General features: G+C 61.0%; 18 protein-coding genes. 7 read left to right on the forward strand and 11 right to left on the reverse strand.

The window, feature by feature from the left end; translation table 11 throughout:
* Window position 1 precedes the first annotated feature (1 nt).
* Window positions 2–1,705, reverse strand: a complete 1,704-nt coding sequence (locus ACXAH0_RS16095; protein ID WP_475192782.1) for a thiamine pyrophosphate-binding protein — start codon at window positions 1,703–1,705, stop codon at window positions 2–4.
* A gap of 274 nt (window positions 1,706–1,979) precedes the next feature.
* On the opposite strand from ACXAH0_RS16095, the gene ACXAH0_RS16100 reads away from it, so the two are divergent.
* A complete protein-coding gene (locus tag ACXAH0_RS16100) occupies window positions 1,980–2,678 on the forward strand; it encodes a GntR family transcriptional regulator (protein WP_475182539.1) in 699 nt (232 codons plus the stop codon).
* A 24-nt stretch (window positions 2,679–2,702) separates the two neighbouring features.
* Here ACXAH0_RS16100 and ACXAH0_RS16105 read toward each other — a convergent pair whose 3' ends face one another.
* The 9 genes from ACXAH0_RS16105 to ACXAH0_RS16145 all read right to left on the reverse strand — a co-directional run bounded on the left by ACXAH0_RS16105 (window position 2,703) and on the right by ACXAH0_RS16145 (window position 11,734).
* The gene (locus tag ACXAH0_RS16105) at window positions 2,703–3,446 is read right to left on the reverse strand and encodes an aspartate/glutamate racemase family protein (protein WP_475192783.1); all 744 of its coding nucleotides are present in this window, start codon (window positions 3,444–3,446) and stop codon (window positions 2,703–2,705) included.
* Between the two features lie 156 nt (window positions 3,447–3,602).
* On the reverse strand, window positions 3,603–4,154 hold the full coding sequence (locus ACXAH0_RS16110; RefSeq protein WP_475182531.1) for a cytochrome b: 552 nt from the start codon (window positions 4,152–4,154) through the stop codon (window positions 3,603–3,605).
* A 247-nt stretch (window positions 4,155–4,401) separates the two neighbouring features.
* Entirely contained in the window at window positions 4,402–5,187 is a 786-nt protein-coding gene (locus ACXAH0_RS16115) for an SDR family NAD(P)-dependent oxidoreductase (protein ID WP_475192785.1), read from the reverse strand.
* Window positions 5,188–5,195: 8 nt separating this feature from the next.
* Window positions 5,196–6,434 carry a Tm-1-like ATP-binding domain-containing protein gene (locus ACXAH0_RS16120; RefSeq protein ID WP_475192788.1) on the reverse strand — a complete coding sequence of 413 codons (1,239 nt, stop codon included), beginning with the start codon at window positions 6,432–6,434 and terminating at the stop codon, window positions 5,196–5,198.
* Window positions 6,435–6,451: 17 nt separating this feature from the next.
* Window positions 6,452–7,408 carry a phosphotransferase enzyme family protein gene (locus ACXAH0_RS16125; protein WP_475192791.1) on the reverse strand — a complete coding sequence of 319 codons (957 nt, stop codon included), beginning with the start codon at window positions 7,406–7,408 and terminating at the stop codon, window positions 6,452–6,454.
* Entirely contained in the window at window positions 7,405–8,700 is a 1,296-nt protein-coding gene (locus ACXAH0_RS16130) for an aspartate aminotransferase family protein (RefSeq protein WP_475192793.1), read from the reverse strand. Before ACXAH0_RS16130 ends, ACXAH0_RS16125 begins: the two co-directional genes overlap by 4 nt.
* Window positions 8,693–10,183, reverse strand: a complete 1,491-nt coding sequence (locus tag ACXAH0_RS16135) for a tripartite tricarboxylate transporter permease (RefSeq protein WP_475182513.1) — start codon at window positions 10,181–10,183, stop codon at window positions 8,693–8,695. The genes ACXAH0_RS16130 and ACXAH0_RS16135 overlap by 8 nt, the downstream gene beginning before the upstream one ends.
* Window positions 10,184–10,189: 6 nt before the next feature.
* A complete protein-coding gene (locus ACXAH0_RS16140; RefSeq protein ID WP_475192795.1) occupies window positions 10,190–10,732 on the reverse strand; it encodes a tripartite tricarboxylate transporter TctB family protein in 543 nt (180 codons plus the stop codon).
* Between the two features lie 66 nt (window positions 10,733–10,798).
* Window positions 10,799–11,734 (reverse strand): tripartite tricarboxylate transporter substrate-binding protein, encoded by a 936-nt coding sequence (locus ACXAH0_RS16145; RefSeq protein ID WP_475182505.1) that lies wholly within the window; start codon window positions 11,732–11,734, stop codon window positions 10,799–10,801.
* 119 nt (window positions 11,735–11,853) lie between these two features.
* Between ACXAH0_RS16145 and ACXAH0_RS16150 the strand changes: the two genes are divergently transcribed.
* From ACXAH0_RS16150 to ACXAH0_RS16165, 4 genes are all read left to right on the forward strand, one after another.
* Window positions 11,854–12,663 carry an IclR family transcriptional regulator gene (locus ACXAH0_RS16150; RefSeq protein WP_475192798.1) on the forward strand — a complete coding sequence of 270 codons (810 nt, stop codon included), beginning with the start codon at window positions 11,854–11,856 and terminating at the stop codon, window positions 12,661–12,663.
* A 307-nt stretch (window positions 12,664–12,970) separates the two neighbouring features.
* Window positions 12,971–14,455: an aldehyde dehydrogenase gene (locus ACXAH0_RS16155; RefSeq protein WP_475192800.1), complete on the forward strand. Its 1,485-nt coding sequence runs from the start codon at window positions 12,971–12,973 to the stop codon at window positions 14,453–14,455.
* A 31-nt stretch (window positions 14,456–14,486) separates the two neighbouring features.
* On the forward strand, window positions 14,487–15,143 hold the full coding sequence (locus tag ACXAH0_RS16160; protein WP_475182495.1) for an HAD-IA family hydrolase: 657 nt from the start codon (window positions 14,487–14,489) through the stop codon (window positions 15,141–15,143).
* Entirely contained in the window at window positions 15,143–16,498 is a 1,356-nt protein-coding gene (locus tag ACXAH0_RS16165) for an aminotransferase class III-fold pyridoxal phosphate-dependent enzyme (protein WP_475192802.1), read from the forward strand. Before ACXAH0_RS16160 ends, ACXAH0_RS16165 begins: the two co-directional genes overlap by 1 nt.
* Window positions 16,499–16,552: 54 nt before the next feature.
* On the opposite strand, the gene ACXAH0_RS16170 is transcribed toward ACXAH0_RS16165, so the two are convergent.
* Window positions 16,553–17,038 (reverse strand): MarR family winged helix-turn-helix transcriptional regulator, encoded by a 486-nt coding sequence (locus ACXAH0_RS16170; RefSeq protein WP_475182489.1) that lies wholly within the window; start codon window positions 17,036–17,038, stop codon window positions 16,553–16,555.
* A gap of 172 nt (window positions 17,039–17,210) precedes the next feature.
* On the opposite strand from ACXAH0_RS16170, the gene ACXAH0_RS16175 reads away from it, so the two are divergent.
* Together ACXAH0_RS16175 and ACXAH0_RS16180 are read left to right on the forward strand one after the other, a co-directional pair.
* Complete coding sequence (locus ACXAH0_RS16175; RefSeq protein WP_475182487.1) at window positions 17,211–18,161, forward strand: MBL fold metallo-hydrolase; 951 nt, start codon at window positions 17,211–17,213, stop codon at window positions 18,159–18,161.
* Between the two features lie 23 nt (window positions 18,162–18,184).
* The gene (locus ACXAH0_RS16180) at window positions 18,185–19,807 is read left to right on the forward strand and encodes an FAD-dependent oxidoreductase (RefSeq protein ID WP_475182484.1); all 1,623 of its coding nucleotides are present in this window, start codon (window positions 18,185–18,187) and stop codon (window positions 19,805–19,807) included.
* Window position 19,808: the final 1 nt, after the last annotated feature.

Here is a 19,808-nt window from a genome sequence, read left to right on the forward strand (position 1 = left end):
ATCAGCCCATCCAGCGGCGCACTGGGGCGGCCGCCTCTTCAAGAGGTTGGCAAATGACGTCGATCAGCGACGGTCCGTCATGGTGCAATGCCTGTTTCATTGCCTCGTCCAGATCCTCAGGCCGCTCCACCTTCCAGGTTTTCAGGCCAAAGGCAGCCGCAACGGCGGCCTGATCGGTCCGGTTGAAATCCACATTGTAATAGCGTTTGCCGCAGTCGGCATGTTGGCTGGCCTTGATCCAGCCAAAGGCCGCATTGGAAAAAACGATATAGGTGATGGGCGCATTGGCCCGCACGACGGTTTCCAGTTCGCCACAGGCAAAGGCGAAAGACCCGTCCCCCATCAAGGCCACAACCTTGCTGTCCGGCCGGCCATACCAGGCACCGAGCGCTGCGGAGAGCGCATAGCCCAAGGCCCCATGGGCCCGGTTGGTGATGTAAAAACGGCCAGCGTTTTTCTGCTGCGAATAGGCATTGTAATAGGGACAACTTGTTCCGGGATCAGAAACGACAATCGCACTATCTGGAAGATTTTTGTTCAATGTGTCAATGATTTGTTCCGGAATCACCTGCTCCTTTTCACGGCAGGCCAATGCCTGGAATTTTTCGAATTTGCGCGCCTTGATATCGGCCACCTGTGCTGCGCCGCCAAAAGACGGCAGCGGGTCCACCCTCTCATCAAGACAGGCGTTGACCGCCGCCAGCGCCAGTTTCAGATCGGCAACCACCCCAACCTCGGTCGGATAATTCGCGCCGATGACCATCGGGTCATTGTCAAAATGCACAATACGCTGCCCCGGCTTCGGTGCTTCCCAGCGGGAGGTTGTGGTGGACCCGGCCCGACATCCCAGGAAGATCACCAGATCCGCTGCTTCCATCATTTCCCAGGTCTCGTCCGTACCGCCATTGGACCCGACAACCCCAAGCGAAAGCGGATGGGTGTCGGCAAGCGACCCCTTGCCTGAAATCGAGGTGGCAACTGCAAGATCCAGCCGGCTGGCAAGCCGGTCCAGTTCGTCCATGGCCCCGGCGATCACCACGCCGCCGCCGCAAACGATCAAGGGGGATTTTGCACTGAGGATGGCATTTACAGCCGCCTCCGCCACCCCCGGCTCCGGGGCAGCGCGGTAGGCGGGAAAGGTCTTGTGTTTGGGATCCGCCCAGATGTCGTCCACCGATACCGGGTCATATTGAATATCATAGGGCAGGCCCAGATGGGCCGAACCGGACCGGCCCGTGGTCATGGCCCGGAACGCCTGTCGCACCATGCGGGGGATGTGATCGGCGCGCCGCAAAACCGTGTTGAACTTGGTCAGCGGCCGCATCAAGGCTTCCTGATCCACTTCGGTCAGGGGATATTTGCCGTAAGACGCTACGGAAATGTCTGTCGTGATCGACAGGACCGCATAGGAGCTTTCATTGGCTTCAATCAGGCCCGGCAGAATATAGGTGGCGCCGCCACCGGACGGGCCTTCACAGACCCCGACGCGCCCGGTCACCCGGGCATAGGCATCGGCCATATAGGTGGCGCTGCGTTCATCGCGGGTCAGAACATGGGTGATACTGTGATCCAGAGTGTGCATGGCATCATAGAAGGGCAGGGTCGTGTCCCCGCACAATCCGAAAATGTGCCGCACACCATGGGCTTCGAGGGTCCGCACCAATGCTTCGGCCCCATTCAGAGTATTTCGCAACGTCACCCCCACAGTTTTACTTCTTGAAACGCCCTTGATCCCAACGGCTTTCAAAATTGTATACAGCTCTGTAGGCACTTGTGAAGACGCAAATGTTCCCAAACGGCTTTTTTTGATTTAAGCAAGGGCACATCGCATTTGGCCGGATTTGATCGGCTGCCTGAAGTCGGAGACGTCAGCGCAACGGACAAACCGGTTTGAAACCGCATAAACGCGGTGCGCACTCAGGAGCCACTTCAGGACGCACCGTCCGGAAAGGGGCCATTTGCCAAGGGGCAGGAAACCTATGTCAGACCGGATCAGCAGCGTGGACCGGGTTTATGAAACCCTCCGCGACATGGCGATCAACTTCGATTTCAAGCCCGGGGAGCGGATCAACGAATCCGCCCTGTCCACGCGGCTTGGTGCCAGCCGGACCCCACTGCGAGAAGCGCTCAACCGGCTGGTGGCCGAAGGTTTTCTGACGCTTGCCAAAGGGCAGGGCTTTTTCTGCCGGCCGCTTGAACCGGCGAAAGTCCTGGAACTTTATCAGGCCCGCTGCGCGGTGGAGACGGAAGGCATCATCCGAGGCATCGAAAACGCAAGCGACCAGCAGATCGCGGACCTGCGCGCCTATCTGGATGCGTTCGAAAAAACCTATTTCACCTGCGGCGACCTGAGCGAGGTGCTGCTGCAGGACGAGGAATTCCACCTGCGGCTTGCTGCCCTTTCCGGCAACAGTGAACTGGTCAGAATGCTGAGCAATCTGAACGAGCGGATCCGTTATGTGCGGATGATCAATTTCAAGCAGATCCGGGCACAGGTGCCCGAGGACCGGGTGGAAGACCCGTCGCTTCCGGCCCATCGCAAGATTGTGGAAGCCGTGCAACGGCGGGACAAGGACACAGCTGTGGCAGCCTTGCGCAACCATATCGAGCGGCGCAGCGAGGAAACCGTTGAACTGGTCCGGCTCGCCTATTCCCAGCTTTATGTACCAAGCGTCTGAGACTGCCTTTCAACGGCACACCAGTTACCCGAAACGCGGATCGTCCAGATCCAGGGGAAAGCGGCTGGGGGCCAGACTTTGCTGGAACCAGAGCACATAATTGTAGATGGAATAGACCGGCAGGCCGGTCAACCGGCGGATGTCGGCGGCATAGGGCACCATGTTGGTGCATTCCAGCACAATCGCGCCAATATCCTTGTGGGCCGACACAAGCTCATCAGCGGCCGCCAGCAGATCCTCCCTGCAGGCGGCAAAATCGATCTCCGGCGCATCGCCCAGAATATCGCGCGTGAATACCTTGCCGCCTTCAGTGCCGACGACGGGTGTGTCCAGCGGTACATTGGCAGCGGCCAGATGGGCCGGGGTCAAGGTCTCGCGGGAGACCGTCAGAATGCCCACCCGCCTGCCCGGTGAAAGCGTTGACTGGACCATGGGCACTTGCATCAGGGAGGAGGTTGCCAGCGGCACACCGACTTCGGCGGCCAGCCGGTCCTGCAGGATCGACAGAAATCCGCAATTGGTGGTCAGGCCGTCACAGCCGCTTGCCACCAGATCCCGCGCTGCCGCTATGAAATCCTCCAGAAGCGGGGAGGCGTCATCCCTCACCACCCGGTCCGGGCTTGCCCCCCGGACAACCCGGTACTGCACCGGAAAGGGCCAGGTCAGCGCATTCCCCATATCGCCAGGAATGCGGGGAAACCGGGTTTCCAGCATCAAAATGCCAACACTCGCACCATAGACGGTCTTGCCGCCATGAAGGGTTGTCACTGCCCGGTCCTCCGCTTCACGTTCGTTCCGACGGTCTTATATAAAATCGGATGCAGTGCTGTATACAGTTTTTGCAAATGACCCGGAAAGCTCCCCGTCTCCCTCGCAAACAGAAGGGAGACACCGGCGAACCGCCGGGGCTGGTGCGCGTCAGACCTACAAGATGCGGTAGAGCGTCGTGTCCCGCTGGATCATGTGGTGGAAGAGAACCCCGCCAATGTGAAGAGCAAAGAGCCCCAAAAGGATCCAGGCGCTCCATTCATGAACCGCCGAAAGGGTCCAGGCAATGTCGGGGCTTTTGCCAAGCGGGCTCCAGACCTCAACCGCGCCGAACCACTTCAGCGGGAAGCCGTGGGCATTGGTTGCAAGAAAGCCGGAGACCGGCATGATGATCAAGAACACATACAGCAGACCATGGACACTGGCGGCCGCGATGCGCACAAACGCCGGCCCCTCATGGAGCGGTGCCTTGGTCAAAAGTGTATTGCCCACCCGCAACAGCATCAGCCAAAGCACCAGGAAGCCGAAACTTTCATGTAGAAGATAGAATGCGGAGGAGAATTCCTGTTTCACGAAGCCAATCATCAGGCCAAGGGGCCAGGTGAGCAGCACCAGCACCGCAATGACCCAATGCAACAGCCGTGCGGGCACCCCATACCGCTCGACAATCCCGCCTGTTCCAGACGATGCCCCAGGCAGCTCACTCATCTTGTCTCCCTCACGCTTGCGAACGCGCCGCATCTATAAACGCGGCGCGCTCCAAAGACTAACGCAAAGAGTGTGAAGCTGAAAAGGGACACGGGTCCGACCCCGTAGAATTTTGCCTTCAAACCGCACGGCAAACGAGTCTCTTCAATGCGTGAAAGCACAGGAAACCGCGTTTTTTCTGGTTGTTACAGCGCAGAAATGGCCATTTCCTCTGCGATCAAACAAGCGTCATTTCAGGAGACAGCCCCTAACCAAAGGCAAGTGTCGGCACATCCACAATGGTTGACCCGCCATCGGCGGTCAGAACAGCCCCGGTGATGATCGAGGCATCTTCAGAACATAAAAACGCAATTGCAGCGGCCACTTCTTCAGGGTCTGCCGGGCGGCCCAGGGGCACATCCCTGGTGACATGGGCATAGGCAGCGTCCACCGAGACAAGATCCGAGCGCTCCATCAATTCCGCCATCTCCGCGTCGGCCATTTCCGTGCGGACCCAACCAGGGCAAATGGCATTGCAGCGCACACCCATGCTGCCATAGTCGCGGGCAATGGACCTGACCAGCCCGATCTGGGCGTGTTTCATGACCGTATAGCCGAACGCATCGGCTGGTGCGGCCAGACTGGCGATGGAGGCGGTAACGCAAATGGCCCCCTTGCGCGCGATCAAGTCCGGCATTGCGGCGCGCAGCAGGACCATGGACGTGTCCAGATTGGCGGCACCGGACAGGCGCCACTCCTCGTCCGAGGTCGCCGTCAAGGTGCCGAAGCCATGCCCGCCCGCATTGGCAACCACCACATCCAGCCCGCCAAACCGATCTTTGGCCTGGGCAATCGCAGCGGCGGCCTGATCCGGATCGGCCGCATCGCCCGTCACCACCAGCCCGCCGGTTCTGGCGGCGACCGCCTCAAGCGGTTCCTTGCGCCGGCCCATCAGAACGACCTGTGCGCCCTCGCCGGTCAGCCGCTGCGCCGTCGCAGCCCCGATCCCCGTGCCAGCTCCCGAGATGAGCGCTGTCTTGCCTTCAAATCTCATAGGCCCACTCACCTTTTTCCTTGCGGCACGATACCTTCGGCCACCCAGGCATCCAATTGCGTCAGGACCGCGGCACAGAAATCCGGGTCGTTGATGTGGCACGCGAGATCCGTAGTGGGCACCGTGCCCTCAAGCGCTTCTGCGGCGGCCCCAACAAAGGCCGTCAACGCCTCCGGGTCATAAGCGGCTTCGCCGGGCCGGTCCCATTCCTCAATCCCGCCCCGCGTCAGGAAGAAGTGGGTCGGCCCCTTGGCCGCAGCAAGCCGCTCCACCATGCGTCTGGCGATGCTGATCCGCTCTTCGGCGTTAAAGGCAATGTTCTTGATCAGACGGTTGTGCTGGTGGAAGGGGCGGTCCTCAAAAATGGAGGGGATCTCCTGCCAGCCTGCCAGATCGAGAATATCCATCGCTCCCGGCGCCACCATTTGCGGTGTGCCGCTGCGGCCCGCCCCGGTCAGCCGGTCCGCCCCGGCGCTGACCACCGAGCCGTGCAGCACATTGACCAGTTCCTGGAGCGAGAAATCCATGACACAGGCAAAAGCGCCTTCCGCCGCCAGACGCTCAAACGCCATACCGCCCATGCCGGTCGTATGGAAGACGGCAACATCATAGCCGCGCTTGGTCAGCTCCGCATGAAGAGGCTTCATGTATTTGAGGCAAGACGACCCCAGCGAGGTCATGCCGATCATCGGCCGGTCAAATGCCGGAGGCTCCACCAGCTGGGCAGCCCCCAGAACCGCGCCTGCCGCCTGGCTGAGGGACGATTTGCACAAGGGATTGAGACCATAGAGCCCACCTGCCCACAAGATGAACTGGACATCGGCGGCCATTCGGTCCGCCGCAATCAAGGGGGAGCCGGCTACCGTTGAGACAATATATTTAGGAACCCCAATGGGCAGCGCCTGGGCGCAATCGAGCGCAAGGTCGGTGCCCATGGTGCCGCCGAGCGAGATCATGCCGTCAAACCGGCCTTCTTCATAAAGACGCCGGGTGGTCAGTGCCGCACCGGAGCTCATCCTGGCAAAGGCCTCGCCTTCCTCTCCCAAAGCAATCAGCCCGTCGATCGTCTCGTCAACCGAGGCCACCACATCATGTTTGGATATGTCGACCGGCATTGGCGGGTCGCCCAGGACACTGACATCCATGGTCAGCACCTTTCCGCCACCGGCCTTGATGCGCCCGATCAGATAGACGAGTTCATCCGCCTTGGTGTCGAATGTCCCAATCACGAGGATGGTTTTGGTCATGACTGTTTCTCCCTGGATCAACCGCAGCTTTGGCGGCCCGGCTGCTCAAGATACTGGCTGCACAGCTCACGGGCATGATTGATGAACCGGACATTGCGCGCTGGCGCCCCGTCTTCCTCCATGCGGGGCACAATCCAGCCCACATAGGTGACCGCGCGCAAGGCCATGAACAGATCCAGCGCCTGGATATCCAGCGGCCGCACCGCCTGATAGCCCTCAAGCAACGCGGCCTTGAGCTGAGCGAAATCCGGCTCGGCCATGTTTTTCAAAAGCGCCGTTGCAATGTCAAAGAGACGGAAGCCATAGCCGCCATCGTCAAAGTCGATCATGCGGAGGGCCGGTCCGTCCAGCATGACATTCTCCCGCACCAGATCCGCATGGATCAGACCAAAGTCCAGAGCGTCTGCGCGGTCTGCAAGATCCCGCCGCGCCGTCTCCCGGAACTCTGTCAGAAGGCCTGCCGTCTCGCCGTCCAGGGTCGGGTTGTCCCAGAAACGCCCCCAAAGAGGTGCTTCACCCAACAGCCCGTCCAGATCCCAGTGACAACGACTGAAGGTTTCCGGCGCCTGCCAGGCATCACAGGCCGCATGCAGCTTTGCCATTTCCGCCCCCAGGGCGCGGAATGTGGCCTGAGCGTCATCCAGCTTGAGCGGATCGCGGCTGCGGCCGAGGGGCTGGCCGGACAGCCAGCCGATCAGATCCACCTGCAATCCGTCCACCTCTTCCAGAAGCGCGCCGGAGAGAGACGGCTGCGGCTGGGGAACGGACAGCCCGGCCCGGTCCATGGCCTCCAGCCATTGCAGTTCAGACAGCAGCTCGGCCCGCGTGCGGTAGCCCGGCCGCTTCAAGCGCAGAGCGAAATCGCCACTGTCCGTGCGCACATGGTAAACCCGGTTTTCCCGTCCAGCGACAAAGGTACAAACAGCCGTTTCATGGCCCCAAAGCGCCAGGGCCTTTGCAAGCGGATCCTTCACGCTGCCCCCACCGGTGTTTCGGCCATGACGGCTTCCAGGGTGGTGATCAGAAGATCCAGATGCTCTTCGCCAAAGGGCATGGGCGGGCGGATCTTCAAGGTGTTCTTGTGCCGGCCCAGCTTGGACAGGATGATGCCGCGGTGGCGCATGGCATTGATCACCCTGTCCGCATAGTCACTGGCCGGGTCTTTCGTATCGCGGCTGTGCACGAATTCAGCCCCGAACACCATGCCGCTCTGGCGGACATCGCCAATGACGTCAAATTTTTCAGCCAGAGCCGACAGGCGGTCTGCCGCAAGACGGCCGATGCGAGCGGCATTTTGCTGAAGGTTCTTGTCTTCCAGCTCGTCCAGCACCGCCATGGCCGCCGCGCAGGACACCGGGTTCCCGCCGAACGTGTTGAAATAGCGGAAGGACGAGCGGAAGCGTTCCATGATATCCGAAGTGGTCACCAGCCCGGCCACCGGATGGCCATTGCCCATGGGTTTGCCCATGCAGACAATGTCCGGCACAACGCCCTGCTTCTGATGGGCCCAGAAATGGCTGCCGCAGCGCCCGAACCCGGACTGAACCTCGTCACAGATCAAAAGACCACCCGCCTTGCGCACCACCTCTGCCGCCGGACGCAGCCAGCCATCCGCCTGGGCCGGAAACCCTTCATTGAGGAACAGCGGACACACGATGAGCGCCGCAAAGCCTGTGCCATCTGCCTCCAGATCCGCAACAGCAGCCGCCACCTTCTGCGCAAAGCGCGTTCCGTCAGGGTCTTCGATCCGGTAGCTGTCCGGCGCCTCCACATGGCGCAGATACCCGCCCAGGCCAAAGCCGACTTCCGGCACATTGCTCTTGGACAGGTGACTGACCAAAGTGGTGTTGCCGTGATAGGTGGCATCCGTTGCCACAAGGCCGCGCTTGCCGGTCATGGCTTCGGCCATGCGCAGGGCGATGTCATTGGCCTCGGAGCCGGTGCAGGTCAGGATCGCCGTGTCGAGTGGTGTGTCAAACGTCGCCGTCAGCCGCTCCACATAATCCAGAATGCCCTCATGCAGATAGCGGGTGTGGGTGTTGAGAGTGCGGGCCTGCCGGCACAGCGCGTCGACCACCCGCTCGTTGCAATGGCCCACATGAGGCACATTGTTGTAGCAATCCAGATAGCGGTTACCATCTGCATCCCAGAGCCAGACCCCCTCGCCCTTCACCATGTGAACCGGGTCCTGATAGAAGGTCGAGACATTAGGCCCCAGGAGCGCCCGGCGGCGCGCCAGCAGTTCGGTCACGGAGCTGTCAGTCATGGGCGGTCTTGCCTTTCCAGGCCTTGTAGACAGTGTAGGCCTGCACCACGAGGGCAATGACGATCATGGCAAAAAGAATGAAGGCGATGGGACGGTCGATGAAGTCCCAGGGCTCGCGCACCCGCGCCATTGCGGTGCGCAGCTTGTCTTCCATCAGCTTGCCCAAAACAATGCCCAGAATGATCGGTGAGGTCGGATATTCCAGCCGCTTCAAAATGAAGCCGAAGACACCAAACCCGGCCGCAATTGCCACATCGGTCAGGGAGTTGCGCAGGGAATAGACCCCGATCAGGCTGAAAGTCAGGATCATCATGCCCAGAAACCGGTTCGGGATCAGGATGACCTTTGTCAGGATGTCGGTCGCAAAAAACAGGAACACCACGACAATGACATTCAGAAGCAGCAGGCAGATATAGAGCGCCAGGACAAAGTCCATCTGGTTGGCAAACAGCTGCGGACCCGGAATGACATTGTGGACATAGAACACCGCCAGCATCATGGCGGTCAGCTCCTCGCCCGGAATGCCGAGAGCAAGAAGCGGGATCATGGCAGCGGCCGGAACCGAATTGTTGGCCGCTTCAGAGGCGACGATCCCTTCCGGATTGCCCTTGCCGAAAAGTTCAGGCGTCTTGGAGGTCCGCTGCGCGTAGCTGTAGGACATGAACTGGGACATGAATTCACCGACGCCGGGGATCATGCCGCAAAAGACGCCGAAGGCCGAACCGACGGTGGCCACCCGCTTGTAGATCCAGAGCTCTTTCACCTGCGCCAGGATCTTCGGCCGCTCCACATGGGGAAAGGTCATCGGCTTGTCCTTATCCATGAACAGGATCAGGGCCTGGCTGATGGCAAAAAGGCCAAGCACCACCACGATCAGGTCAATGCCCGATTGCAGCCAGCCTAAGCCGAAGGTAAAGCGCTGACTGTAGGCGGTGGTCTCAATGCCGATGGTCTGCAAAAAGATGCCGACACAGGCGAGCATGCCAGCGGCCAGCACCTGGCCCCGGTGGGTGATGATCACCAGCGTGATGCCGAAAAGCGCTGCCAGAAAGATCTCGCGGGCACCGAACATGGGTGCGACACTGGCGAGAACAGGCGCCAGCAGCATCAGGGACAAGATGGAAAAGACGGCCCCGTAAAAGGACGCGGAATAGGCGAGGCTGAGCGCCCGCCGGCCTTCGCCCCGCTGGGTCATGGGATAGCCGTCATAGGTGGTCAGCGCATTGACCGGTGTTCCGGGCGTGTTGACCAGGATCGCCGGGATGGCCCCGCCGAACATGGACGACCCGTAAATGCCCAGAAGGGCGGTGAGGCCGACAATCGGCTCAAGGGAGAAGGTTACGGGCAGGACAATCGCGATGGCGACGGCCGCGCCGACGCCAGGCAGTCCGCCCACGATGACGCCCCCGATGGAGCCAATGACGAGCGCGGCAATCACATCCCAGCGCGCGATCAGCTCAAGGCTGGAGAACAGGAGATCCATGGGTCCTCAGAAGTAGCGTAGGAGGAAATAACGGAGGCTTTCAGGGGCAAGGTCGTAGATCGCCCCGCCCGGAATTTTCACATTCATCGCCGACTTGAAGAACAGCACCACGAAGAGCGCAAAGCCAAAGGCCGACCAAAGGGCCCGTGCCTGCCGGTAGCCGAGGCGTAGCGTCAGGCCGATGCAGAAGAAAATGGTGGCCAGCAGATAGCCAATGACCGGGATCGACCAGACATAAAGCAGATACCAGCCGACATATTCCAGCGACCTGATCCAGGTGAAGGCTTCCCGCCAACGGCCCGGTGTGCGCATGACCTTGGACCTGAGCATCCAGTTCAAAGCCGCAAAGAGCACGATGCCGCCAAGGGCAAGAGAGGGCCAGAGCCGGGGCTGGGCGGCCAATCCCTTACCCGGAAGCCAGGTGGTCTGCCATCCGATGGCGGCGATCAGAAGACCGCCAATGACCAGCATCAGGGTACAGAAGAGCATCTCCCCGGGCCGGCGCCCTTCGGGGAATACATGGGGCTCGTGATTGACATCGTCACTCATGCCCGGACTCCTTCCTGCAGCCCTATTCCGGCCGCCCGGAGGCGGCCGGAAGTAGGGCGCAACGGCTTAGTTCGAGATCATGGTGTTGATGCGGGCGGAGGTTTCGATGTCGGACTTGATCCGGGCTTTCGAATCCTCAACATCCATCCAGTAGATGATGGCACCGGTCTGTTTGGCCAGGTCCTTGGCCCGGTCAGACGCCATCGTTTCCTTGGCGGATTCGATGATGCGCTCGCGCACCTCCTGCGGCGTGTCGCTGCGTACGAACAGGCCGTTCCAGAGCGAGATGTTCAGATTCGGCGCAACGGAGGCCAGGGTCGGGGCATCCGGCACGACAGAAATCGGGCTTTCCGTGATCGTCGCCAGGATGTTCACCTTGTCGAGGCACGGCAGAAGCTGCTGGATGGTGGTGTTGATCACGTCAAAATCGCCGGAGGCCAGCGAGTTGCAGTCCAAAGCCCCTGCGGAGGCTTCCCCGCCCCATTCAAAACCAAGTTCCTTGGCAGCGGCAAAGGTGGCCTGCGTCGGCAGCAGGAAGGCACCGAAGTGACCGAGCACTTGCGGATTTTCCTTGGAGTAGCCTGCCAGTTCTTCCATCGTGGAGAAAGGCTTGTCAGCGCTTGCGGCAATGACAAACGGATAGGTCAGGAAGATGCCGAGCGGGTCGAACGGATCCGGGTTGAGGCCCGGCACACCGACTTCCGGCCCGACAACCGGCACATCCACCACGAAGGAACCGATGGTGTAACCATCCGCGGGGGCGGCGGCGACGGAGGCTGCGCCCGGGAACGGCCCGCCATCGGACGGCCGGTTCACCACTGCAGCGGCCACATTGTATTTCGCCTCAAAATCTTCCGCGATCATGCGCGTCAGAACGTCTTCAAGATCCCCTGGGGGAAACGGCACAACAAAACTGACCGGACGGTCCGGGTACTCGGCAAAGGCCGGTCCGGCAAGGGCCAGCATCAGAATTCCGGTTAAAGCAGATTTTCCCTTCAACATTGACAGTATCCCTCTGGTTCATTATTATCAACGTCGGTTCAATTATAGTTTGCGCCAGATCAAAGTCAACAAAAAGAGAAGACCTCCCCGCCAAGCGGGAATTCTTTGAGGAAACACCCATGTCGTCTACTGTTGCCAAAGCCCTCGCTCTTCTGGACTATTTCTCTGAAGATGAACCGGAAATCGGCCTGTCGGACCTTGCCCGCCGGGCCAGAATCGACAAGGCAACAGTCCACCGGATGCTGGGGTCCATGGCCGATGCCGGGCTGGTGGAACAGCGCAGCGACAGCAAACTCTACCGGCTGGGCGCCGGGGTACTGCGCCTTGCGCGGGTGCGGGAAACCTGCTTTCCCGTTTCATCAATTGTTCAGTCCGGCTTGGAGACCATATCGGAACAGACCGGCGAAACGGCCCATGCGTCTCTCATTTCAGGCCGTGCGCTTGCCACGATCGGCATCAGCGAAAGCGCGCGCAGCAACCGGGTATCCCTGATTTCAGGCGAGATTCTGCCCCTTCATTCCACCGCCTCGGGGCTGGCAACACTCGCTTTCGGACCGGAAGATCTGAGCAAGAAGGTTCTGTCTGACCGTCTCGAAGCCAAAACCAGCCGGACCGTGACGGAAGGCAATGCCCTCGTCAAAGCCATCGACAGGACCCGCAGCCAAGGGTTTGCCGCTGCGGACCAGACGAATGAAGATGATGTCTACGGTATAGCCGTTCCGGTCTTTGACCGGGAGGGGCTTGCCTGCGGTGCGCTGGCCGTTGCAACGCCGGCCCACCGTATGACAGAGGCCCTGAAAGCCATAATCCTGACTGCCCTGATGAATGAAGCGCGAACAGTTACCAATGGCACTGGCGGGCGCGTGCCTGCCAGTTTTTCGAAAGCCGCCGAGAAGACCCTGGCCGGACTGAACGCAAACGCGGGCTGACCCGACCAAGGCACCTCAGTGACCATCAGGGCCGCACCGAGATGGCCGGACTGGCACTCTCCGACTGCGGGCACTCTTGCGCCCTCCTTCTTGAAACCCCAAGACGCTGCAGGCTGGCCACCGCCGCCGCAGCGCTGTGCTCCAGTATGCGCACTCCACTTTCGGCCCCCGCTTCCTTTCCTTGCCACTTTCTCCCGATCCTGCTCGCCCCTCAAGCCTTGCCCGAGGGAACAAGGCCGATTGACTTTCGCAGATAGATCCGTCATCATTAAAAATGAACCGACGTTGATTATATTGAACCGAGCCTATGACCCCAGACGACATCGCCCGTTTCAGCACACGCCCCATCCCCCCGGCCGCGCATCTGATCAATGGGGAGCCCTGCCCTGCCTCAAATGGCGAGGTGATGAAGACTGTCTCTCCCCTTGACGGCAAGGAGCTGACCACCCTGCCGAAAGGAACGGCAGAGGATGTAGCGCGCGCGGTTGCCGCCGCCCGGCAGGCGTTTGATGATGGCCGCTGGTCCGGCCTCGCCCCGGCCACGCGCAAGAAGATCCTTCAGAAATGGGCGGATCTGATTGAAGCCAATGCGCTGGAAATTGCCGTTCTGGGCGTACGTGACAACGGCACGGAAATCGGTATGGCCCTGAAGGCGGAGCCGCTCTCTGCCGCCGGAACTATCCGCTATTACGCAGAAGCCATCGACAAGGTCTATGGTGAGATCGCCCCAACCGCGCCCGGCACACTTGGGCTGGTACACAAGGACCCTGTCGGGGTGGTCGGCGCCATCGTGCCCTGGAACTTCCCGCTTATGATCGGCGCCTGGAAACTGGGACCGGCCCTGGCAGCAGGCTGCTGCGTTGTTCTGAAACCGGCCGAAACAGCCTCCCTCTCCCTTTTGAAGATTGCCGCCCTGGCTCTGGAGGCCGGCCTGCCTGCCGGCGTTCTCAATGTGGTGACCGGGGACGGCGCCACCACCGGGGCCGCTCTGGCCCTGTCCCCGGATGTGGATGTGCTGGTTTTTACCGGATCGGGCGCCACTGGCCGCCGTCTTCTGGAAGCCTCCGCCCGCAGCAATCTCAAGCGGGTTTATCTGGAACTTGGCGGCAAGTCGCCCAACATCGTCTTTGCCGATGCCCCGGATCTGGAGGAGGCGGCGAAAGTCTCCGCCAACGGCATTTTCCGCAATTCCGGCCAGGTCTGCGTTGCCGGGTCCCGCCTTCTGGTGGAGCGCAGCATTCACGATGCCTTTGTCGAAAAGCTCGCCGCCCATGCAAACGCCATGGTCATTGGCGATCCGCTGAACCCGGCCACCCAGGCCGGGGCCGTGAATTCGCTGCGCCAGCTGGAGCAGAACCTAGCCTTTGTCGAGGAGGCCCGCGCAGCAGGCCGCACCATCGTGACCGGAGGCACCCGCATTCTGGAAGAAACCGGCGGCTATTACATGGCCCCCACCGTGGTGGCCGGGGTTCACCCCCAAGACCGGATCGCACAACAGGAAGTCTTCGGCCCCGTGCTGGCCGTGATCCCCTTTGACACGGAAGACGAAGCGGCCGCGATCGCCAACGGCACGGATTTTGGCCTGGCGGCGGCGGTCTGGACCGCCAGTCTCAGCCGCGCCCACACCATGGTGCGCCGGATCAAGGCCGGGGTGGTCCATGTGAACACCTATGGCGGCGCCGATGTCACGGTGCCCCTTGGCGGGGTGAAACAGTCAGGCAACGGCCACGACAAATCCCTGCATGCGTTCGACAAATATCTCGACCTGAAAACAGCCTGGATCAAACTGTGATGGTCAGGCACGCCTTTCCGGAGGGACCTAAATGAGCAAAGCACTGGTGCTGGATTTCGGCGGCGTGATTTCCAAGACGCTGTTTGAAACCCACGACCTTTCCGAACAGGCCCTTGGCCTTGCGCCGGGAACGCTGACCTGGCGCGGCCCCTTTGCGCCGGACACCGACGACGCCTGGCGCGCCATGCAGGCCGGGGAGATGAGCGAGCGCGACTACTGGGCGCTGCGGATGCGGGAAACCGGCAAGCTGGTTGGCGAGGAGTGGACGGAATTTCCGCAGTTTGTCGGCCGCCTGCGCGGTGCAGAGCCTGCCGCTGTCATCCGCCCGGAAGCGCTGGCAGCCATTTCCAAGGCCCGGGCGGCCGGATGCAAACTGGCCATCCTCTCCAACGAGCTGGATCTCTTTTATGGTGCGGATTTCCGGGACAAGCTGCCCTTCCTGGCAGATTTCGACCTGATTGTCGACGCGACCTACACCAAGATCCTCAAACCCGATGCGCGCGCCTATGGCTTCATCACAGATGGTCTTGAGATCGCGGCCAAAGACTGCGTTTTCGTGGATGATCAGATGAAGAATATCCGCGGCGGCGAGGCCGCCGGGATGACGCTCGTGCATTTTGATGTAACCCGTCCGGGGGAAAGCTATGACCGCGCCCTGGACCTGCTTCTGTCTGAAAAGGTGACGTGATGAAGGACGGCAATTTTCTGAAAGAGAACAATGCCCGCCATCTATGGCATCCGATGGCTCATCCGGCGGACAGCCTAAACAACCCGCCCGACATCATTGTCGGCGGCGAAGGCGTGGAAATCACCGATGTGGACGGTCACAAGACCGTGGACGCGGTTGGCGGCCTGTGGAACGTCAATCTGGGCTATTCCTGCCAGCCGGTGAAAGACGCAATTGCCGCCCAGCTCGACAAGCTACCCTATTATTCCATCTTCCGGGGCACCTCCAACGACGGGGTGATCGAACTCAGCTGGATGCTGAAAGACTTTTTTGCCCCCGATGGCCTGTCCCGCGCCTTCTTCACCTCCGGCGGGTCCGACAGTGTGGAAGTGGCGCTGCGCCTTGCCCGGCAATATCACAAGATCCGGGGCGAAGCCGGCCGGGTGAAATTCCTGAGCTTGAAAAAAGGCTATCACGGCACTCATACATTGGGGGCCTCAGTCAATGGCAACGCCAATTTCCGCACCCAGTATGAACCCCTGATGCCCGGCTGCTATCACATTCCGGCGCCCTATCCCTATCGCAACCCGTTTAACGAGACCGACCCGGAACGGCTGGCCCAGCTCTGCCTTGCCGCCCTGGAGGACGAGATCAAGTTCCAAGGCGCGGCCACCATTGCCGCCTTCATCATGGAGCCGGTTCTGGGGGCCGGTGGTGTCATGCCGCCGCACAAAAGCTTCATGCCCGGCGTGCGTGAGATCTGCTCCAGACACGGCATTCTCCTGATTGCCGACGAGGTCATCACCGCCTTCGGCCGCACTGGCGACTGGTCCGGATCCCGGCACTGGGGCGTCCAGCCGGATCTGATGTGCACGGCCAAGGCGATTACCAACGGCTATTTCCCCTTTGGTGCCGTCATGGTGTCGGACGGGGTGGCAGAAACCTTTGAAAGCGACACATCCGGCAAGGGCGCCATCGGCTCGGGCTACACCTATTCCGGCCATCCGGTGGGGGCGGCAGCCGCCATTGCCTGCCTGAAGGAAACCGAAAAGCTGAACGTAACCGAAAACGCTGCCACGCGCGGCACGCAGCTCTATCAGGGCCTTCTGGAATTGCAGAAAAAGCATTCCGTGATCGGCGATGTGCGGGGAGGGCACGGCCTGATGTGCGCGCTGGAACTGGTTTCGGACGCCGCCGACAAAACCCCCATCGACAAGAAAACCATCGGCCAGGTGCACCGCACCGCCTATGAGGCGGGCGCCATGGTGCGGGTGTCGGGCAACAATATCATCCTGTCCCCGCCCCTGATCCTGACAGAAGCACATGTGACCACGGTGTTGAACGCGCTCGACAAGGGGCTCGCAGCTGTTTCCTAAGCCTCATTGCGGGGTTTGCCCCCGCCCGTCACGCCCGGCTTTGAGGGTGCGCCCTCAAAGCCCTTCAAGATCCATCCGCGCTCTTGGTTTTGCCCTCGGATCCTGATCGAGGGTCGTGTGCAGTTTTTCCATGATCGCGCATAGGCTTTCATATTCCGCGTCGCTCAAGCTTGAGATCAGATGATCCTCTACCGCTTGCGCGGTGGGCAGGATGTCTGCCAACACCGAGCGGCCCTTACCGGTGAGCGACACGGCCACCAGCCGTCCATCCGTTTCCCCCTGCCCTTTCCTGACAAGCCCTGCCTGTTCCAGCCGGGCCACCGCACGGCTGACCCTGGGCTTGTCCAGATTGACGCAGTCATGGATCTCCCGAACCGAGACTTCCGCACAGCGCATCAGATGGACCAGCACGCGCCATTCGGCCATGGTCAGCTTGTGCATGCGCTCATAATCGACAGACAAGCGCCGACTGACCCGCTCGGCCAGCACCGCCAGCCGGTAGGGCAGAAACGCAGAAAGATTAAACGTGGTTCGGGACATGCACAGGCCTTATGGTTGTTGCAGGTGAAATGATATTGACTTTCGTTGCAAATGCAACGATAACCATGTTGTTACATTTGCAACTAACTGATCCTGACCGGATCTAACCCCCGCGCCCCATCCGTCACGGGCGGCTGCGAGCGCGGACCGTTTAATGTTGGAGGAGCCACCCATGGCAAAGGCGTTCGCATCACAAGGGGACACGGGCGAGAAGAAGATATCCTTCACCGAGATCGGAGAAGGGCTGTATGCCTTCACGGCGGAAGGCGACCCCAATTCCGGTGTGATCATCGGCGACGACAGCGTGATGATCGTCGAGGCCCAGGCGACCCCGCGTCTGGCACAGAAGGTGATCGACTGTGTGCGTGAGGTCACCGACAAGCCGATCAGCCATGTGGTGCTGACCCATTATCACGCGGTTCGGGTCCTCGGGGCCTCCGCCTTCAGCGCGCCACAGATCATCATGTCCGATGCGGCCCGCGCCATGGTGGTGGAACGGGGCCAGGAGGACTGGGACAGCGAGTTCCAGCGTTTCCCGCGCCTGTTTGAAGGCCATGAGAGCATTCCGGGCCTGACCTGGCCGACCACCACCTTCTCCAAGTCCATGACCGTCTATCTGGGCAAGCGCAAGGTGGAGATCACCCAGATCGGCCGGGCCCATACGGCCGGAGACAGCGTGATCTGGGTGCCGGATCAGCAAACCATGTTCACCGGCGATATCGTGGAATACCACTCCGCCTGCTATTGCGGCGATGGCCATTTCAACGACTGGGGCAAGACCCTGGACGCGGTGAAAGCCTATGACCCGCAATCGATTGCCCCCGGACGCGGCGATGCGCTGGTGGGCCGGGAAATGGTTGATGCAGCGCTTGCCTCCACCCGCGACTTTGTGGACAGCACCTACCGGCCGGTGCAGCAGATCGCCTCCAGGGGCGGCAGCCTGAAGGATGCCTGGGACGCGGTACGGGCCGAATGTGATCCGAAATTCCAGGATTACGCGATCTACGAGCACTGCCTGCCGTTCAACGTCGCCCGCGCCTATGACGAGGCCCGGGGCATCGACACGCCGCGGATCTGGACCGCGCAGCGCGACCTGGACATGTGGGAGCAGCTTCAGGGCTAGGCAGCAAGAGGGAGGAGACAAACATGTTTGATGATCGCTATTCGCTGGCATTCAAACTCTACCCTTATGAGCGCTCACCGGATCAGGACGCGGCCGAGCCCGTCCGCCATCCGGTGGTGGTTATGGGGGGCGGCCCCATTGGCGTGGCGACCGCGCTTGATCTGGGACTTCAGGGCATTCCGGTCGTGGTTCTGGACGACCATGAGGGCATCGGCATGGGCAGCCGGGCCATTTGCTTTGCCAAACGCAGCCTGGAAATTGCGGACCGATATGGCTGCGGCCAGCCCATGCTGGACAAGGGTGTGGTCTGGAACCTGGGCAAGGTGTTTCATCAGGACCGGAAGGTCTATGAATTCAACCTGCTGCCGGAAGAGGGCCACAAATATCCGGCCTTCATCAACCTGCAGCAGCCCTATTTCGAAAAATTCATTGTCGAGCGGGTGCGCGCAGCCCAGGCGGAGGGTGCCTCGATTGACTTGCGCGGCAAGAACCGGGTCGACAGTGTCGATGTGCGGGACGACCACGTGGTCCTCAGTATCACCACTCCGGATGGCCCTTATCAGCTGGAAGCAGACTGGCTGATCGGCTGTGACGGGGCCAACTCCCCCTTGCGCGGCATGCTCGGGCTCGATTTCGACGGCCGGGTGTTTCAGGACAGTTTCCTGATCGCCGATATCCGCATGACCGCCGATTTCCCGACCGAGCGCTGGTTCTGGTTCGAGCCCTCCCATGGCTCCGGCGCCTCGACCCTGTTGCACAAGCAGCCGGACAACACCTGGCGGATCGACTTCCAGATCGGCTGGGATGTGGACCGTAAGGAAGAAATGAAGGAAGAGAACATACGCCGCCGCCTGGACGCCATGCTCGGGCCGGATGTGGACTATGAGATGGTCTGGTCGTCCATCTACACATTCCAGTGCAAGCGCATGGAAAAATTCCGCCATGGCCGGGTCATCTTTGCCGGTGATGCCGCCCACCAGGTGTCCCCCTTCGGGGCGAGGGGCGCGAATTCCGGCATGCAGGATGCGGACAATCTGGGCTGGAAGCTGGGTCTTGTGATCAAGGGCAAGGCGCCGGAAACCCTGCTGGACAGTTATGACGAAGAACGCATCCATGGTGCGGATGAGAACATTTTAAATTCGACCCGGTCCACGGATTTCATCACGCCGAAATCCAGGGTCAGCCACCTCTTCCGCAATGCCGTGCTGGACCTTTCCGAGCATTTTGACTTCGCCCGGCCGCTGGTCAATTCCGGCCGTCTGTCCATGCCCTGCACCTATGGCGGCCTTTCCCTCACCGGTGAAGACGCTCTGACTGGCGGTCCGGACCGGACAAGGCCGGGCAGCCCCTGCCCGGATGCACCGGTCAAAGACGGCTATCTGCTCTCGCAACTGGGCACTGCCTTTGTGCTCTTGACCCTTGATGCGGACGCCCCTGACCGGCTGGAAGAAGACGGCATTGCTGTTCTGCGCCTCAAGCGCTCCGCCGCAGATGACCCGTCCGGAGCCTTGGGCGAACGCTATCTGGGCTCGGCACCGTCCGCTGTCTACCTGATCCGGCCCGACCAGCATGTGGCCGCGCGGTGGGACCGGTTTGACGAGGCTGCCGTGCGCGCAGCTTTGCGCACAGCCTGCGGCAAGGAGTAAG

This window comes from Roseibium sp. AWQ4_290 (genome assembly GCF_056160985.1).

What these genes read in the sequence shown, in the direction of transcription:
- ACXAH0_RS16100 (WP_475182539.1), top strand. Translation starts at nt 1,980, where the DNA reads ATGTCAGACCGGATCAGCAGCGTGGACCGGGTTTATGAAACCCTCCGC.
- ACXAH0_RS16110 (WP_475182531.1), bottom strand. Translation starts at nt 4,154, where the DNA reads ATGAGTGAGCTGCCTGGGGCATCGTCTGGAACAGGCGGGATTGTCGAG.
- ACXAH0_RS16115 (WP_475192785.1), bottom strand. Translation starts at nt 5,187, where the DNA reads ATGAGATTTGAAGGCAAGACAGCGCTCATCTCGGGAGCTGGCACGGGG.
- ACXAH0_RS16120 (WP_475192788.1), bottom strand. Translation starts at nt 6,434, where the DNA reads ATGACCAAAACCATCCTCGTGATTGGGACATTCGACACCAAGGCGGAT.
- ACXAH0_RS16130 (WP_475192793.1), bottom strand. Translation starts at nt 8,700, where the DNA reads ATGACTGACAGCTCCGTGACCGAACTGCTGGCGCGCCGCCGGGCGCTC.
- ACXAH0_RS16135 (WP_475182513.1), bottom strand. Translation starts at nt 10,183, where the DNA reads ATGGATCTCCTGTTCTCCAGCCTTGAGCTGATCGCGCGCTGGGATGTG.
- ACXAH0_RS16140 (WP_475192795.1), bottom strand. Translation starts at nt 10,732, where the DNA reads ATGAGTGACGATGTCAATCACGAGCCCCATGTATTCCCCGAAGGGCGC.
- ACXAH0_RS16145 (WP_475182505.1), bottom strand. Translation starts at nt 11,734, where the DNA reads ATGTTGAAGGGAAAATCTGCTTTAACCGGAATTCTGATGCTGGCCCTT.
- ACXAH0_RS16150 (WP_475192798.1), top strand. Translation starts at nt 11,854, where the DNA reads ATGTCGTCTACTGTTGCCAAAGCCCTCGCTCTTCTGGACTATTTCTCT.
- ACXAH0_RS16155 (WP_475192800.1), top strand. Translation starts at nt 12,971, where the DNA reads ATGACCCCAGACGACATCGCCCGTTTCAGCACACGCCCCATCCCCCCG.
- ACXAH0_RS16160 (WP_475182495.1), top strand. Translation starts at nt 14,487, where the DNA reads ATGAGCAAAGCACTGGTGCTGGATTTCGGCGGCGTGATTTCCAAGACG.
- ACXAH0_RS16165 (WP_475192802.1), top strand. Translation starts at nt 15,143, where the DNA reads ATGAAGGACGGCAATTTTCTGAAAGAGAACAATGCCCGCCATCTATGG.
- ACXAH0_RS16170 (WP_475182489.1), bottom strand. Translation starts at nt 17,038, where the DNA reads ATGTCCCGAACCACGTTTAATCTTTCTGCGTTTCTGCCCTACCGGCTG.
- ACXAH0_RS16175 (WP_475182487.1), top strand. Translation starts at nt 17,211, where the DNA reads ATGGCAAAGGCGTTCGCATCACAAGGGGACACGGGCGAGAAGAAGATA.
- ACXAH0_RS16180 (WP_475182484.1), top strand. Translation starts at nt 18,185, where the DNA reads ATGTTTGATGATCGCTATTCGCTGGCATTCAAACTCTACCCTTATGAG.